At 28.2% G+C, this 15508-nt stretch carries 15 protein-coding genes; all 15 read right to left on the bottom strand.

What is annotated here, in order from left to right:
* Positions 1-3: 3 nt before the first annotated feature.
* Positions 4-876 carry a glucose-1-phosphate thymidylyltransferase RfbA gene (gene rfbA, locus Q0762_RS08700; protein ID WP_298766046.1) on the bottom strand — a complete coding sequence of 291 codons (873 nt, stop codon included), beginning with the start codon at positions 874-876 and terminating at the stop codon, positions 4-6.
* 25 nt (positions 877-901) lie between these two features.
* Positions 902-1813 (bottom strand): NAD(P)-dependent oxidoreductase, encoded by a 912-nt coding sequence (locus Q0762_RS08705; RefSeq protein ID WP_298766048.1) that lies wholly within the window; start codon positions 1811-1813, stop codon positions 902-904.
* The gene (locus Q0762_RS08710) at positions 1814-2602 is read right to left on the bottom strand and encodes a glycosyltransferase family 2 protein (protein ID WP_366940995.1); all 789 of its coding nucleotides are present in this window, start codon (positions 2600-2602) and stop codon (positions 1814-1816) included.
* A 54-nt stretch (positions 2603-2656) separates the two neighbouring features.
* Positions 2657-3421, bottom strand: coding sequence for a glycosyltransferase family 2 protein (locus Q0762_RS08715; protein ID WP_298766051.1), 765 nt, complete (start codon positions 3419-3421; stop codon positions 2657-2659).
* Positions 3408-4580 carry an O-antigen polymerase gene (locus Q0762_RS08720; protein ID WP_298766053.1) on the bottom strand — a complete coding sequence of 391 codons (1173 nt, stop codon included), beginning with the start codon at positions 4578-4580 and terminating at the stop codon, positions 3408-3410. Before Q0762_RS08720 ends, Q0762_RS08715 begins: the two co-directional genes overlap by 14 nt.
* A gap of 1 nt (position 4581) precedes the next feature.
* The gene (locus Q0762_RS08725; protein WP_298766055.1) at positions 4582-5379 is read right to left on the bottom strand and encodes a glycosyltransferase family 2 protein; all 798 of its coding nucleotides are present in this window, start codon (positions 5377-5379) and stop codon (positions 4582-4584) included.
* A 6-nt stretch (positions 5380-5385) separates the two neighbouring features.
* The gene (locus Q0762_RS08730; RefSeq protein WP_298766057.1) at positions 5386-6621 is read right to left on the bottom strand and encodes a glycosyltransferase family 4 protein; all 1236 of its coding nucleotides are present in this window, start codon (positions 6619-6621) and stop codon (positions 5386-5388) included.
* A complete protein-coding gene (locus Q0762_RS08735) occupies positions 6621-7769 on the bottom strand; it encodes a polysaccharide pyruvyl transferase family protein (protein ID WP_298766059.1) in 1149 nt (382 codons plus the stop codon). Before Q0762_RS08735 ends, Q0762_RS08730 begins: the two co-directional genes overlap by 1 nt.
* Positions 7769-8920, bottom strand: a complete 1152-nt coding sequence (locus Q0762_RS08740; RefSeq protein WP_298766061.1) for a radical SAM protein — start codon at positions 8918-8920, stop codon at positions 7769-7771. Before Q0762_RS08740 ends, Q0762_RS08735 begins: the two co-directional genes overlap by 1 nt.
* A 7-nt stretch (positions 8921-8927) precedes the next feature.
* A complete protein-coding gene (locus Q0762_RS08745; protein ID WP_298766063.1) occupies positions 8928-10253 on the bottom strand; it encodes a flippase in 1326 nt (441 codons plus the stop codon).
* Positions 10254-10318: 65 nt separating this feature from the next.
* On the bottom strand, positions 10319-11509 hold the full coding sequence (gmd, locus tag Q0762_RS08750) for a GDP-mannose 4,6-dehydratase (RefSeq protein WP_298766065.1): 1191 nt from the start codon (positions 11507-11509) through the stop codon (positions 10319-10321).
* A 51-nt stretch (positions 11510-11560) separates the two neighbouring features.
* On the bottom strand, positions 11561-12511 hold the full coding sequence (locus Q0762_RS08755; RefSeq protein WP_298766067.1) for a GDP-L-fucose synthase: 951 nt from the start codon (positions 12509-12511) through the stop codon (positions 11561-11563).
* 761 nt (positions 12512-13272) lie between these two features.
* On the bottom strand, positions 13273-14592 hold the full coding sequence (locus Q0762_RS08760; RefSeq protein WP_298766072.1) for a UDP-glucose/GDP-mannose dehydrogenase family protein: 1320 nt from the start codon (positions 14590-14592) through the stop codon (positions 13273-13275).
* A gap of 5 nt (positions 14593-14597) precedes the next feature.
* On the bottom strand, positions 14598-15029 hold the full coding sequence (locus tag Q0762_RS08765; protein ID WP_298766073.1) for an adenylyltransferase/cytidyltransferase family protein: 432 nt from the start codon (positions 15027-15029) through the stop codon (positions 14598-14600).
* Positions 15030-15080: 51 nt separating this feature from the next.
* On the bottom strand, positions 15081-15506 hold the full coding sequence (locus tag Q0762_RS08770) for an adenylyltransferase/cytidyltransferase family protein (RefSeq protein WP_298766075.1): 426 nt from the start codon (positions 15504-15506) through the stop codon (positions 15081-15083).
* Between the last annotated feature and the right edge of the window lie 2 nt (positions 15507-15508).

Raw genomic sequence — 15508 nt, forward strand, 5'->3', positions numbered from 1 at the left:
CTTCTATTTAGCTAAATTTAATAAATATTGACCATAACCATTCTTTTTTAATGGTTCTGCTAGTTTTCTTAATTGAGTTTTATCTATATAATTCATAAAAAATGCAATTTCTTCTAAACAAGCAACCTTTAAACCTTGTCTTTTTTCAATCGTTTCTATAAATTGTCCAGCTTCCATAAGAGAATCATGTGTACCTGTATCTAACCAAGCAAAACCTCTACCCATTAATTGTACTTTTAAACTTTTTTTGTTAAGATATTCTTGATTTACAGTAGTTATTTCTAGTTCCCCTCTATGGGAAGGTTTAATTTTTTTGGCGATTTGAACTACATCATTCGTATAAAAATACAAACCTACCACTGCATAATTAGATTTTGGCTCTTTAGGTTTTTCTTCAATAGAAGTAACATTTCCTTCTTTATCAAACTCTGCTACTCCATACCTTTCAGGGTCATTAACATAATAGCCAAAAACAGTAGATTTATTTTCTTCTTCTACATTTTTTCTTGCAGATTGTAACATTTCTGTTAAACCATGACCATAAAAAATATTATCTCCTAATACCAAACATACATTATCATTACCAATAAAATCTTCACCAATAATAAAAGCTTGAGCTAAACCATCTGGACTAGGTTGTATTTTGTAACTCAGCTTAATCCCTAAATCTTCTCCTGAACCTAATAATTTCTCAAAATTAGGCAAGTCTTCTGGTGTAGAAATAATTAATATTTCCTTAATCCCTGCTAACATTAGCACCGATAATGGGTAATATATCATAGGTTTATCATAAACCGGTAACAATTGTTTTGAAACTCCTTTTGTTATTGGATACAAACGTGTTCCACTTCCTCCTGCTAATATAATTCCTTTCATAATTATTTATTTGAATAAAATTGATTTACCAATCTTCAAAACTAAGAATATTTTGGGGATTCCAACCAATACCTTTTGCTTTTGAATCGTCAAATGTAAGATTTTTTGTCATTTTTGAATACTTCCTTAAATTTATCGGAAATTCTTTGCCTAACATTTTTTCAATTAATTCACCAAAAATAGCTACAGATATCGCTAAAGGTTTAATTAAATTTAATACTTTAACATTAGCGTGTTTTTTTGAAATTGTTATTGATAATTCTTTAAAACTAGGATGATTACCATCCGTAAGATTATAAATTCCTGAATTTTCAAATAATACAGGACTAAATTCCGCAATATCTTTTGCTAAAACCATTGATTTTCTGGCTTTACCACCACATAAATTAGCATACTTACCAGATTTAATTCCATGTATCATAGCCTGTAAATTACCCAAAGGTTTTTTACCAACAATAAGGGGTAATCTAATAACAGTTGCCTTTATATCTTTATTTTTAATCCAATTAAGAAAATATTCCTCAGCCAAAATTTTACTTTTACCATATGGGTCTTGTGCTAATAAAGGTGAATTTTCCTTGATTAATTCACCATTTTCCAAGCCATAAACTGAAACTGAACTAACTAAAATTATAGCTTTAGGTAACTCTTTTAATAAATCCAAACCTTTTAAGAAGTTCTTAGTTCCAATATAATTTACTTTATTAAATAAATCTATTTCATTCTGTGTTTTTGGAACAACATGAGCTTTACCAGAGCAATGAATAGCATACTTATATTTGTCTTTTAAATTAGGCACATTATCTGCTAGATTACAAACAACACTATTACTCTTATCTCTACCTAATGAATGCGTATTGAAGCCTTTTTTGTTCCAAAAAGAAACAAAATACTTACCTAAAAAACCATTCCCTCCAGAAATTAAAATTTTATCCATTTATACAATATGTTTAAACCAGCCCCATTTTTTAAAATATATAAAAGCACTTTCTACTGTTATCCATTTAAATTTAAGCTTTTTGTGAGTAAGTTTAGCAAAATGATGATAAATTCTCTCTTTAGGATAATATACTGTTCTTGAAACCTCTAAAATTCTTCTTGTTAAATCTGCATCTTCTAAATACATAAAAATTTTATCATCAAAGAAACCCACTTTCTTAAAAACAGAAGTTCTTATTAACATAAAACAACCTGATAAATACGGAATATCATACATAATTTCGTCATAATCATGGTCTTTGTACTCATATTTATCTAACCTTTTTTTAAATCTTTCTTTTAGAAAATTAGGCATAAACCCCCTTGCAAATAAATCAAAAAAAGTTGGATTTCTTTTACATAAAAATTGAAGTTCACCTGTCGGATAAGTAACCTTAGGTAATAATTGACCAAACTCTTTATTCTTATCCATAAAACCAATCATTCCTTCGATTGCCCCTTTCCCAAAATAAATATCTGGATTTAGCACAATATGGTATTCAGATTTGCATGCTAATGCTTCTTTAATTGCGATATTATGAGCAGCTCCAAAACCAGGGTTAGAAGGATTGTGTATATATTTTATACGTTTATCTGTAGCGAGTATTTTTAAATAATCTGTTGGAGAGTTGTCTATTAAAAATAATTTAACACTGTAATCCGTATTTAAAAATGAGTCTATGCACTTCTGAAGCATATCCACATTATTCTCATACATAACAATACAACTTGTAATTTTATATTTCATTTGGATAAATAATGGTAATTGAGTCGTTTATTATTGATTTTAAACTTTAGGAAATTAACGATACATTTTAATGATATATTTTAAAAAAGAAAAAAAAATTCCAAAAGGTAGCAAAAATCTTAATTTTCTTATTTTAAATGCAGATCTATAAGCTTTTATTTCTCCTTTACGCATTTTTAATTTATTTCCACTTAAGCCCCCTTCTGTTAATTGGGGCCGCCCTAAATCTGTTAATTGTTCTTTGTAGTAATAAATTTTTTGTTTTTTTGCTGCCATCCTAAGAAAAAGCTCGTAATCCTCTGAATGACTTATAGTCTCATTAAAACGTTCTTTGATTTTAGAGTTGATTAACACGCAAGAAGTTTGAAATCGATTTCTAAGAAGTAATTTATAAAACCCAATTTCGTTTAAATATTTTCCATTAAAATTAGGAGAAATATTTATTTTTTCTTTTTTTTCATTATAAGCATGGCCTATTAAATCTGGATAATTAAGTTCTATAGCTTTAACCATTATACTTAATTTATTCAAGTTCCAAATATCATCCGAATCTAAAAAAGCAACATAATCTCCACTACTCTTATTCCAACCCAAATTCCTACAAAAAGAGACACCAGAATTAACCTTCAAGTCAATAAAAAAAATATTACTACTTCCTAATGTAAATTTTTCAATTATCTCATTAGACCCATCTGTACTGCAATCATTTATAATTATAATTTCATAGGGTTGGTAACTTTGATTTACAATTGAATTTAATGCGTCTTTTATAGACTTAGAAGCATTAAAAACGGGAATTACTACACTAATTTTTAACATATGTTTTTTTTTTAGGTGATTTGGCTATATATAAGTGTAAAAACATTTGAAAAAGAAATACTAAATTGAAGAAAAAATCAACAAAAACTGATAATATTATGTTGTGAAATATAATCACTAAAATAAATAACCATTTTATACTTGTATTTTTAGATTTAAATTTAAAATAAACGAAACTAATAAAAAGACCTAAAAAAAAATAAAATAACAATGAGCCAAAATATCCAAACGAATCTAAATACTTAGGAAACATAGAAGAAACATTTAAATTCTCATTGACTAATTGAAAATTAAATTGATTTGAACTTGGAAAAATTTCTTTTCTTAAAAATGAAGGAAAAAAACTTGAAATTAGTGGAGAAGGGTCAAAATGTAAATTAGGAAATATATCAATATTAAAATTTAAATTATTTAATGGTGATACCATATATACATATACCCATAAAAAGCCAGATGGTAGCCAAGTAGGATAATCCGAAGATGGTTGGACAAGATTTATAAATGCTATCGAACTTCCAGATCTTAAATCTCCAGCCCAACCAAATACATAAATAACCAAACAAAGACAAAAAACAACTTTTAACATAGCAGCTAATTTTATTTTATTTGTTAAAATATAAATAATAGTAGCCATTATAATCATACTCATAAACATTTGTCTTGTCATCAATAAAATTGGCCAAAGAATACAAACTAAAAAACCATATAGGTATTTTTTATCTTTCTTTTTAAGATAAAAATAAAATAGATAATTAGAAAATGTTATTACCATTGCATTTAAAAAGCCATGTAAACTAGGAATACCCCACTCTGTATACCGTCCTGAGCCGATACCAATGAGAGATAGTAACGGTAAACCCTTAAAATAAATGACTTCTATTAATGTGAAAAACAACCATATTTTAAATATTTTTTTTAATCTAAAATTTGTTACACCAAAATTCACATCATAAACTTTTTTTTTTTCAAAAAATTTATGCGTGAAAAGCATTCTTACAAAACAGTATGAAATTAATAAAGATAAGCCTGTTAAAAGGATATATATAATTGTTAAATTATTTAAATCCGTCAAAAGAAGGCTGTATTGTTTAGAATATAAATACAATACAAACAACCAAAGAACAAAAAAAAACACGATCGGATTTTTTATTTTTAACATATTAACTTTGTTCAATTTTATTTTTAAAACCTCGTAAAAAATAAAAGAAATTAATTGGAAGAAACTTAAGAATAATTTTTTTAGAATAATCTTTAATCATCCCGTACAAATAAAGAAAAAAAGATAACAATATATCTATATGATTACCATTATTTAAAGTTATTTTAAATTTTTCTTTTCTCGTATCTTTTAAGTTCGAGCTTACCCCACCTATTAATATCTTTGATATAAAAATATTTAAATACTTCACTTTTTTATTTTTTATAAAACCGTAAATAATTTGATGATCTGCAGATAATTTATAATTTAAAGAAAAAGCTGGGTGCATTTTTGTTTTAATAAAAACAGATTGATGACAAATAGCATTTAAGTTAATTTTAATCTTATTTGTTTTACTTTTTACAAAATATGAGTCTTTATCATCAAAAAGGTTTACATCACCATATATCATATCGAAATCGTTATAATCAAAACAGAAAACGCTTTTTAAAACATTAAAATCATAAAACATATCACCGGAATTCATAAAATTAACCCATTCTCCATTTGCTTTTTGCAACCCTTTATTCATAGCATCAAAGATTCCTTTATCAGGTTCGGATATGAAATAAGAAATTTTGTTTTCATATTTTTTAATTATATTTAAGGTATTATCAGTTGAACCTCCATCAATAACAATAAACTCAAAATTAGTATAAGTTTGATTTATTATACTTTGTATTGTTTTTTCTATATATTCTTCACCATTATAAACAACAGTAATTATTGTTATTAGTGGTAATTTTTTTTTTAGATACATAATTATTTATTTAATAATATCTTCATAAAGTTTAATATATTTTTTTCCAACAACATCATTACTAAATTCATTTAAAACTTTCTTTCTCGAATTACACCTAATTTCTTCATAATTTGAAGAATTTAACACCCAAGAAATACCATTTGCTAAATCTTGTTTATTAAAAGGTTTTGCAAGATAACCATTAACCTTATGTAATATCATATCCTTATTACCACCAATATCAAAACCAACAACAGGAGTTCCGCAACTAAGGGACTCCATTATGGCATTTGATAAATTTTCTTGTAAACTTGGAACGACCATTACATCTACAGCATTGTAAAGGGTTACTAAACTCATATCATCCTTTAAAACACCAGCATAATGGGTTTTTATGTCAAATACATCATCATACTCTGGTTTACTACTTCCAAATATAACGAACTCTATGTTTTTGTCGGGTAAAACTTTTAAAGCTTCCGAAAGCTGTTTAAAGCCTTTTCTAGAATCGCTCATAGCACCAACAGCTCCAAATAAAACAAGTTTTTTATCTTTAGGCAAACTCCATAAATTTCTGGAATGTTCTCTTCCCAAAGGGCGATAAAGATTAGTATTTATTGGGTTTGGTAGGTTGACAACTGTACTATCCTTTAATAAGCTACTTTTTTCGGCACAATCTTTAAGCCAATTACTTAAACCAACAATAGTTAAGTTAGTTACTTTAGATAAAATTCTTTTTTTATGTTTAAATATTTTACTACTTAAATCATTTTCAGTGTTACTTCCTAAAATTGGACAATAACCGCACTCTTTAAGGTAATTACCACAATTTTTATCATAATGACACCCACCTGTAAAACTCCACATATCGTGTAAACTCCATACAATTGGAGCTTTAATTTTTAAAAGTTCACTAAAATTAAGCATACCTCCTGAAATCCAATGAAGGTGAACAATATCTGGATCTAATCGATTTATTACTGAAGAAAAATTAGAAAAAGGAATCCATGAAGAACTGAAAAGGGATTTACTTCTTTTTTTATATCTGTTTATAAGAATGTTTGTTAATAATAGCTGAATCTGATTAAATACCTTTCCTAATCTACTGAACTGTTGAATTACTCTAAAATTGTCTCCTTCTTTATGGGTTACTAACATTGTGCTATTAACACCTTGAGAAAGTAATGCTTCATGTAATCTAAATGCTGCTCTCGCAGCACCTCCATTAGTATCAAAAGTATTTACAATTAGTATTTTCATTAGCTTATTTTCTTTAAGTTATTAATATAAATATCTAATTTCATTTTAACATCTTGTGTGTTAAAGAGAAATTCATCATCGATATCCCTTATAATATCTATATTAATGTCGTCTTCTTGTAATGAAATATATCTTTTATCATAATAATTAATAGTATCAATATCTCTTATAAAACCATATATTTTTCCTCTTTTAGGTTCAGTATAATCAAGAACATAATTTTTACCACTAACAATAGTTTGTAAAACTACAGAGTGAAACCTCATACCTACATTGAAATAGGAATTACTAAAAACAGAAATAGTTTCTTTTAAAGTTAAGTTACTATTCTGAACTATAACATTTTCTTTTTCTATATCTAATAAAATTTTATTTAAAAAAACCCGGTCATCACCACCAATATGAAAATAATGCATTGGAATGAGTCGAATTTCTCTATCAGAAAATTTTACAGCTAAATCCTTAATAAATATTTTAAGGTCTTCATTTATACTATTTATATTGTTACTTGTATTATATTCTAAAGGAAACTCTCTTAAATTAACAGCAATATAATCTTCATTATTTTTTTTGTGAATTTTATTGAACTCTAAAGTACATTCGACAGCTGGATCAAAACTCGTTAAAATATTATTAGGATCAAAGTCAACCTTAAACTCTTTAAATATTTCGGAAAGATTATCTTTAGACTTAGAGTCTCTTAGGATAACTAAATCACTGTTATTTACAATATTTAAGACTGATTTTCTAAAACCTTTATTAAAGAGAGGACCAATACCACAACCAAGTATTGCCGTTTTTATTTTATTTTTTTTTGCTATTTTAAAGGAATACTCTAACATGTAAAGTTCATTTAAATCCATTAAAGGTCCACCTCCAATAACAACTAAATCGGATTCCTTTATATTCTCTATGAGTTCTTTTGAATTTTGAGTATTAAATATATTAATACTCAAATCTTTTTTAATAATTTCTTTTAAAAAACTATAATCTTCATTTACTGTTCTTTCACTAAAAAAGGGATACAAGCTACCTAACTGTATTTCAAACTTATTAAACGCTTTATTAAAAAAAGAAATTAAACCTGCTAATATAGCTCTATCTCCTATAGTTTCAGTTCCATACCATCCTATAATTACTATTTTCATTATATAAATTTTAATTTAATTTTATACATTTTCATTGTATACTTTGCCTTTATTGTGTCAACAATATATTTAAAAGAATCTTTAATTTCTGGTTGTCCAGAATAGTCATGTATACAACCATCACAACTATTATTTATAATTGATTTTCTGTAATTAATATTTTTATCATCAAAAAATATTTTTGTGCCTTTATCTTTTCTTAACGAACCAATACTATCACTTGCTACTGCACAATAATATAACTCACCTCTTGAATCCAATGTTACTCCTTCATCTTTCCAAAGACAACCGAGAAGTCTTTTAGGTTTACTAGCGTTTAACCAATAAAAAATTGCAAAATATTTAAACTTACTTGATAAATCTTTTGATTTAGATAATTGATAATGAAAGAACTCTTTAGCACTTTGCCTAAGAGGACTGTATAATACAGAGTATTGATCCCTTAATTGATCACTCTCTATTCTTTTATTATCAATACCTAATCTAAATTTTATATCATATTTTTTCCTGTCAGCAAAAGTATCTAATTCTACCAAATTATCAACATTTCTATTAATTACTGTACAACCTATATTGTAAGTATCACAGTATTTGTGTTGATTCTTAATAATTTCATCAATAGTTGAAGTAGTTTTATGAAAAACTTTTTTACCCCTTACTGTATTATGAATTTTCCCAACACCATCTAAAGATATTGAAATATGAAATGAAATATTCTTTTCTTTACACAATTTATATATTTTTTCTACACTTTTAAATAAAGGTATAGGACTAAATCCATGGGATATTATATTTAAGTGTTTCAAAGATGGAAGTTTTAATATTTCCGCAGCATATTCGTCTAAATTAGGAACTAAAGAAGGCTCACCCCCATTTATACCTACAGATTCTACTTTACTAAAAACATCATCTTGCATAAAACCTGCAAATTCTTCTACAGTTGCTTCTCCACTATGATCCATTTGCCAAACATTACACATTACACACTTAGAGTTACAATTATAAGTAATTGGCAATTGTATAACTTTTGGATACTTCTTTTTACCCCCTGTTACTTTAGACAGAGATGATGTTTGCAATAATCTTGCTCCTTTAAAAAGCTGAAATAACTGATTATTTTTTTGTAATACATTTTTTATTTTATTCTTCATTTTTTAGTCATTTTTTGTCATCCGTAATTAATAATTGCAGTTTTAAGAGTAACAGCGCCTTACTTTTTAATATAAAAATTTTTCTTGTATCTTTAAGGAATAAATCAAATACATAAAAAGCCAATATATAAGCAGTTAAAGAAGCATAAGCAGCACCTATAATACCATAATCTTTTATAAGTATAAAGTTTAAAGTTATATTAACAATTAAGCCGGCTATATTTCTACTTAAATTCAAAAAAGCTTTATTTTCACTAATTAGCCATCTTCCACTAGAAACACCTAAATACACAAAAATTGCTGAAAAAATATGAATTGAAAGCACATTAGATGTTTTATAAAAATCTTCACCATAAAGACTTAGTACTATGTAGTCTGAAAAGACATAAACAAAAACACTTAACAAATACGATATAACGATTAAAAAAACAAACAGCTTTTGTATTCGTTTGTAATAAAAATCTGTTGAAATTTTTTTTGAATTAAGAATAGCTGGAAAGAGTGAATTACATATAATAACACCAACACCAAACCAAGCTTCACTTAATTTAACCGCTGCTGAATAATAACCTACATCAATGTCATTTAAAATATCTTTAATCATTACTTGATCTATTTTCATATATACAGAATTAATAACACCTGCTATGATTAAAGGATATGAATCTCTGAGCATATTTTTAGCAATAAGCGAATCAAACTTCCAATCATTAAAATACAAGTTATTTTTACTATACATATATATATATCCTGTAGCTAAAACAATACTATCAAATAAAACAACCCAAACAAAAGAAATTAATGATGCACTACTTAATATCAGATAAACTTTAATTATTGAAGACACTAGAAGAGAAAATATATTTGCAAAAACAACATAACGACTAAGAACTTTTGACTGAAAGTAAAAATCTATTACATTGAAACTTTGAAATATAGTTGCAGATGCTATAATAAAAATAAAAAGGTTTGTGGATTTACTGTTTTCTGTAAAAATAATGGCAATCCCTAATAATAATAGGGTGGTAATTGCTCCAATTAATTTTAATACAAAAGCAGTACCAATTATTTTACCTGGAGCAATTTTATTTGCCACCAATTCTCTAACCACTATACTATTTAAACCTAGTGTTGCAATAACTGCAAAAAGAGCTACAAAACTTTGCGCGTAAGAAAACAAGCCAAAGCTGCTAGGTCCTAGATACCTAGCAACCCATACTCCAATAAATAAAGTAACTATAGTTCTTAACAGAATCTCTGTAAATAACCAAGAAGTATTTTTAAAATATTTATAAAAACCATTACTAAAAATGAAGGGATTATTTTTAATCATTATAAATTTATAACTTATTAAAAAACATATAGAAAATTAATTTCCAGTTAATTTCAAGTAACAACTTACTCAAAGTAGTTTAAAATAGTATAATCTCCTTCTTTTAGATATTTATCTTTTTTCATTAAATTAACATCACTTGCCATCATATCTTTCACTAATGAGGCCAGGTCGTGTTCTGGAACCCAGCCTAATTTTTCTTTTGCTTTTGTTGGATCACCAATTAACAAATCTACCTCTGTAGGTCTAAAATATGTAGGGTCTACAGATAAAACTTCTTGGCCTTCTTTTGGTTGTTGGTTGTTGGTTGTTGGTTGTTGGCCAGGACTGAAACCAGTCGTTCGCTGATATATTACTTCATCAATATTCTTAATATAGCCTTTTTCATCTACTCCTTTGCCTTTAAACTCAACTTCTATACCAACTTCATTAAAGGCCATTCTTACAAAATCCCTTACCGTTGTTGTTTCCCCTGTTGCAATTACCCAATCCTCTGGTTGTTCCGCTTGCAAAATCATCCACATCATGCGCACATAATCTTTCGCATGCCCCCAATCACGTTTAGCCTCTAAATTACCTAAATACACTTTTTCTTGCAGGCCTAAAGCTATTTTAGCTACTGCGCGCGTAATTTTCCTGGTCACAAAAGTTTCTCCTCTTCTTGGAGATTCATGATTAAATAACAATCCATTACAAGCAAACATGTTGTAAGCTTCACGATAATTCTTTGTAATCCAAAAACCGTATATTTTTGCTACACCATAGGGTGAACGCGGATATAATGGTGAGTTTTCATCGTAAAAACCTCTTTCATTTTTATTCTCTGGCATACCACCAAACAATTCTGAAGTTGATGCTTGATAAATTCTAGTTTTTTTTTCTAAACCAAGAATCCTTACAGCTTCAAGAATTCTTAATGTCCCTAACCCATCAACATTACCAACGTATTCTGGCATATCAAATGATACTTTTACATGAGACATGGCTCCTAAGTTATAAATTTCATCTGGTTGGCATTCTTGGATAATTCTAGTTAGATTCATAGAATCTGTTAAATCTCCATAATGCAATTTTAATCTTTGGTTAGGATCGTGTGGATCTTGGTATAAATGATCTATTCTATCGGTATTAAAAAGAGATGCCCTTCTTTTAATACCATGAACCATATATCCTTTTTCCAAAAGTAGTTCTGCTAAATAAGACCCGTCTTGTCCGGTTATTCCAGTAATTAATGCGACTTTAGGTTTGTTTTCCATTTTAAATTATTTTTAACAGATTGCTTCATTCTTCGCAATGACAGTTATATACTATATTTTTACTTCTTTAATATTCTCTATATTCTTCAGAAACCAATTATAAGTTTTTTGAATTCCTTCTTCTAGTTCTGTTGAATATTGCCAACCTAATTCTTTTAACTTAGATACATCCATTAACTTTCTTGGAGTACCATCTGGTTTTTCAGCATCCCAAATTATTTCTCCTTTATGACCGGTAACTTTTTGAATGGTTTCTGCAAGTTCCTTAATTGTAATATCTTTTCCAGAACCAACATTGTATAAATATTCTGGCAACTTATTCTCTAAAGCATACACTGTTGCTTCCGCCATATCATCTACAAATAAAAACTCTCTCATTGGAGTTCCACTTCCCCATAAAATAACAGCTGCATGATCATTAACTTTTGCTTCATGAAATTTACGCAACATAGCAGGTAATACGTGTGATGTTTCTAAATCGAAATTATCAAAATAACCATATAAATTAGTCGGCATAAGATTTACATAATCTTTATTAAACTGCTTTCTAATTGCCTGACAGGCTTTTACACCAGTTATTTTAGCTACTGCATACCATTCATTTGTTGACTCCAATGAATCTGTTAGCAAATATTCTTCTTTTAAAGGTTGTGGGGCCAATTTAGGATAAATACAAGAACTGCCTAAAAAAATAAACTTATCTATTCCTGATTTTAATGCTCCATCAATTAAATTATTTTGAATTTGCATATTCTCCATTAAAAACTGATACGGAAAGTCGTTATTTGCTAAAATACCTCCAACTCTAGCTGCAGCGTCTATAATGGCCTCTGGCTTTTCTATTTTCAAGAAATCTAAAACTTCTTTTTGATTTTTTAAATCTAGCTCTTTACTAGTTTTACCCACCAAATTCGTATATCCCTTTGTTTCTAGAGCTCTCCAAACAGCAGACCCCACCATACCTCGATGGCCTGCAATGTATATTTTAGAATCTTTTTTCATTATTTTTAATCAAAAATTGGCATTTCAAGAAAAAACTAGCCAAATAAATGACAATTAAAATCTTTATTAGATTTCGTAATTCTGGTATAACTTTTCCTTATCAATTTCGCTTGCAAATATATATTTATTTTTCCGTTTAAAAAAAGGGGTTTTTCCTTATCTCTAAAAATTCCTTGCATACGATTTTAACAAAAAAACTCCCCTCTTTTTCTGAAGCAAAATATTTCTAAGATTCCTTGAAACAAAACGTGTTTTTGTTGTTGTATTAAAAAAAACCTATTTGTAAAAATATAGGTACTCTTTAATAGATTTGTAAAAGAAAAAACAAACGCTACTTTTAGGCATTAAGTATTTATATGCTAAAAAATGTCCTTTCTAGCGATGTAGAGGTACTCGATATCAAATGATACATTAATTGAACCGAGTTAGCCAAATTAAGAAAACCGAAAACAACCAACTGATTTCAAGCTAATAAAAAACAAACTTTTCAGAAAATAAACTTACGAAAGCCCTTTATAAAAGCATGATTTATAAAAAAAAGCACTTATGGCAAAAAGATAAAAACATGAATCAAAATTCCATTTACAATTGAAACCATTATTAAAAAAATAAAAATATAGTTAAAGACAACATAACTAAATTTTTGAAGAGCATAGTAGACCAAATAGCCGACTATTATCAAATAAAAACTATTGGTTATAACAGAAATAGGAATTGTTTAGCACAAATAAAAAATGAAAAACCTGTTAATTATTAGATTTTTATTTTCCTATTTGAAAGTATTCGAATCCTTTTGATTCTAGATTAAATGCGTTGTATTGATTTCTACCGTCAAAAATAACTGGATGTTGCAATTGAGATTGAATTTCATCAAAATCTGGAGATCTAAATTCTTTCCACTCCGTTAACAAAATTAATGCGTCTGAACCTTTTAAGACTTCATATTTAGATTCAAAATATTGTACATCGATATCTTTTAAGTAAAATTCTTTAGCCTCATCAATTGCTTTTGGATCGTATGCTTTTATTTTAGCACCTCTTTTTACCAACTCTTTTATTACGTAAATTGCTGGTGCCTCACGCATATCATCTGTACCTGGTTTAAAGGCTAAACCCCATAAACCAAAAGTTAAACCTGTTAAATCTTCACCAAAGCGTTTTACAATTTTCTTTGCGATCACTAATTTTTGAGCGTCATTAACGTTTTCTACAGATTCAATTAAGTCTGCTTTGTAACCGTGTTCTTCTGCAATTTTCTTTAATGCTTTTACGTCTTTAGGAAAACAAGAACCTCCATAACCAGCACCTGGATAAATAAAACTATAACCTATTCTTTTATCTGAACCAATACCAATTCTTACTTTGTTAGCATCTGCACCAACTTTTTCACAAATATTGGCAATTTCATTCATAAATGAAATTTTTGTAGCTAACATTGCGTTTGCAGCATACTTTGTCATTTCTGCAGAACGAATATCCATACTTATGAAACGGTCATGCGTTCTAAAAAATGGAGAATACAGTTGTTTCATTAACTCAAATGCATAGTCAGAATCAGCTCCAATAACCACTCTATCTGGTTTCATAAAATCGTCTATTGCAGCTCCTTCTTTTAAAAATTCTGGATTAGAGACTACATGGAAATCAATGTCTTTTCCTCTTTTATCTAACTCATTTTGAATCGTGGCCTTTACTTTATCTGCTGTTCCAATAGGCACTGTAGATTTATCTACCACAATTAGCCTTTTGTTCATGGTCTCTCCAATAGATTTAGCTACTGCTAAAACATACTGTAAATCTGCAGAACCGTCATCACCCATTGGTGTCCCTACAGCAATAAATACAATTTGAGCATCGCTAATAGCTTCTTCTAAATTCGTGGTGAAAAATAAATTGTTTTTTTTAACATTTTTCAAAACCATTTGCTCTAGCCCAGGTTCAAAAATAGGAATTACACCTTGTTCTAATTTTTGGATTTTATTTGGATCAATATCCACACAGGTTACTTTATTTCCCATTTCTGCAAAACAAGTTCCTGACACTAAACCTACATAACCAGAGCCTATAACTGCTATGTTCATAAAAACTACTTATCTTTAGCTTTTAGATTTTCTTTTTCTTGCACTTCTTTTCTTAAGCCACTGCTAGAAAAGCGGTGTTCTCTTTTGTTATAATACAAATCAATGCCTTTCTCCTCACAATACTGCCTTCCTGTAAATTGCTTACTGGCATATTCATCTCCAATAACTCTAACATCAATTTTAAAAGAGCGTAAAACATCTTCTAAATCTTGCTCTGTTGCATAAGGAACTATCTCATCTACATATTTACATCCTTTTAGTTGAATGTAACGTTCTACTACAGATTGTACGGGTCTATTTTTATCTGGCCTATCTAAGGTTGGATCTGTTTGTAAGCCACAAATTAAGTAATCACACTGACGTTTTGCATCTTCCAACATTTTAATATGACCTGCGTGTAGCAAATCAAATGCACTAAAAGTTATTCCTATTTTCATGGACACAAATATAGTTTTTTTATTAAAATGTAAAAGAGGTATTTTCCTGTTTTATTTTTTTGCCAGTAGCCAAGAAGAAGATTGCACCTTATCGCCCAAACCATCTATCAAATCTATATTTAATTCTTTACAAATTGGCGCTTCCGGAATAGAATCATTATTTTGATCTCCTCCATTGGCGAAAGCTAAATCGTAATCTTTAGTGTATGTTTTATGCAAATGTGCTATACTCTGACGAACAGTTCTATCTTTGTCGATAGAAATTATTGCTTTATCAACCGCCTTAATATTTTGCACAATAAACAGACGTTCATCTTCTTTTTGAAACTCTTTAGAACCTTTTAAGGCTCTTTGCATATCGCTATTAACAATAACAATAAGTTCATCTGCCATGGCTTTAGCATTATTGAAGTATTCTAAATGTCCTTTATGTATTGGATTAAAATAACCCGATACAATAATCGCTTTTTTCTTCATAA

It is taken from the genome of uncultured Polaribacter sp., assembly GCF_947495205.1.
In the GTDB taxonomy this organism is placed as follows: domain Bacteria; phylum Bacteroidota; class Bacteroidia; order Flavobacteriales; family Flavobacteriaceae; genus Polaribacter.

Coding starts and splice junctions, on each gene's coding strand:
- Q0762_RS08735 (WP_298766059.1), bottom strand. CDS start 7,769: ATGAAAATAGTAATTATAGGATGGTATGGAACTGAAACTATAGGAGAT.
- Q0762_RS08730 (WP_298766057.1), bottom strand. CDS start 6,621: ATGAAAATACTAATTGTAAATACTTTTGATACTAATGGAGGTGCTGCG.
- gmd (WP_298766065.1), bottom strand. CDS start 11,509: ATGGAAAACAAACCTAAAGTCGCATTAATTACTGGAATAACCGGACAA.
- rfbA (WP_298766046.1), bottom strand. CDS start 876: ATGAAAGGAATTATATTAGCAGGAGGAAGTGGAACACGTTTGTATCCA.
- Q0762_RS08720 (WP_298766053.1), bottom strand. CDS start 4,580: ATGTTAAAAATAAAAAATCCGATCGTGTTTTTTTTTGTTCTTTGGTTG.
- Q0762_RS08740 (WP_298766061.1), bottom strand. CDS start 8,920: ATGAAGAATAAAATAAAAAATGTATTACAAAAAAATAATCAGTTATTT.
- Q0762_RS08770 (WP_298766075.1), bottom strand. CDS start 15,506: ATGAAGAAAAAAGCGATTATTGTATCGGGTTATTTTAATCCAATACAT.
- Q0762_RS08705 (WP_298766048.1), bottom strand. CDS start 1,813: ATGGATAAAATTTTAATTTCTGGAGGGAATGGTTTTTTAGGTAAGTAT.
- Q0762_RS08760 (WP_298766072.1), bottom strand. CDS start 14,592: ATGAACATAGCAGTTATAGGCTCTGGTTATGTAGGTTTAGTGTCAGGA.
- Q0762_RS08725 (WP_298766055.1), bottom strand. CDS start 5,379: ATGTATCTAAAAAAAAAATTACCACTAATAACAATAATTACTGTTGTT.
- Q0762_RS08715 (WP_298766051.1), bottom strand. CDS start 3,421: ATGTTAAAAATTAGTGTAGTAATTCCCGTTTTTAATGCTTCTAAGTCT.
- Q0762_RS08710 (WP_366940995.1), bottom strand. CDS start 2,602: ATGAAATATAAAATTACAAGTTGTATTGTTATGTATGAGAATAATGTG.
- Q0762_RS08765 (WP_298766073.1), bottom strand. CDS start 15,029: ATGAAAATAGGAATAACTTTTAGTGCATTTGATTTGCTACACGCAGGT.
- Q0762_RS08755 (WP_298766067.1), bottom strand. CDS start 12,511: ATGAAAAAAGATTCTAAAATATACATTGCAGGCCATCGAGGTATGGTG.
- Q0762_RS08745 (WP_298766063.1), bottom strand. CDS start 10,253: ATGATTAAAAATAATCCCTTCATTTTTAGTAATGGTTTTTATAAATAT.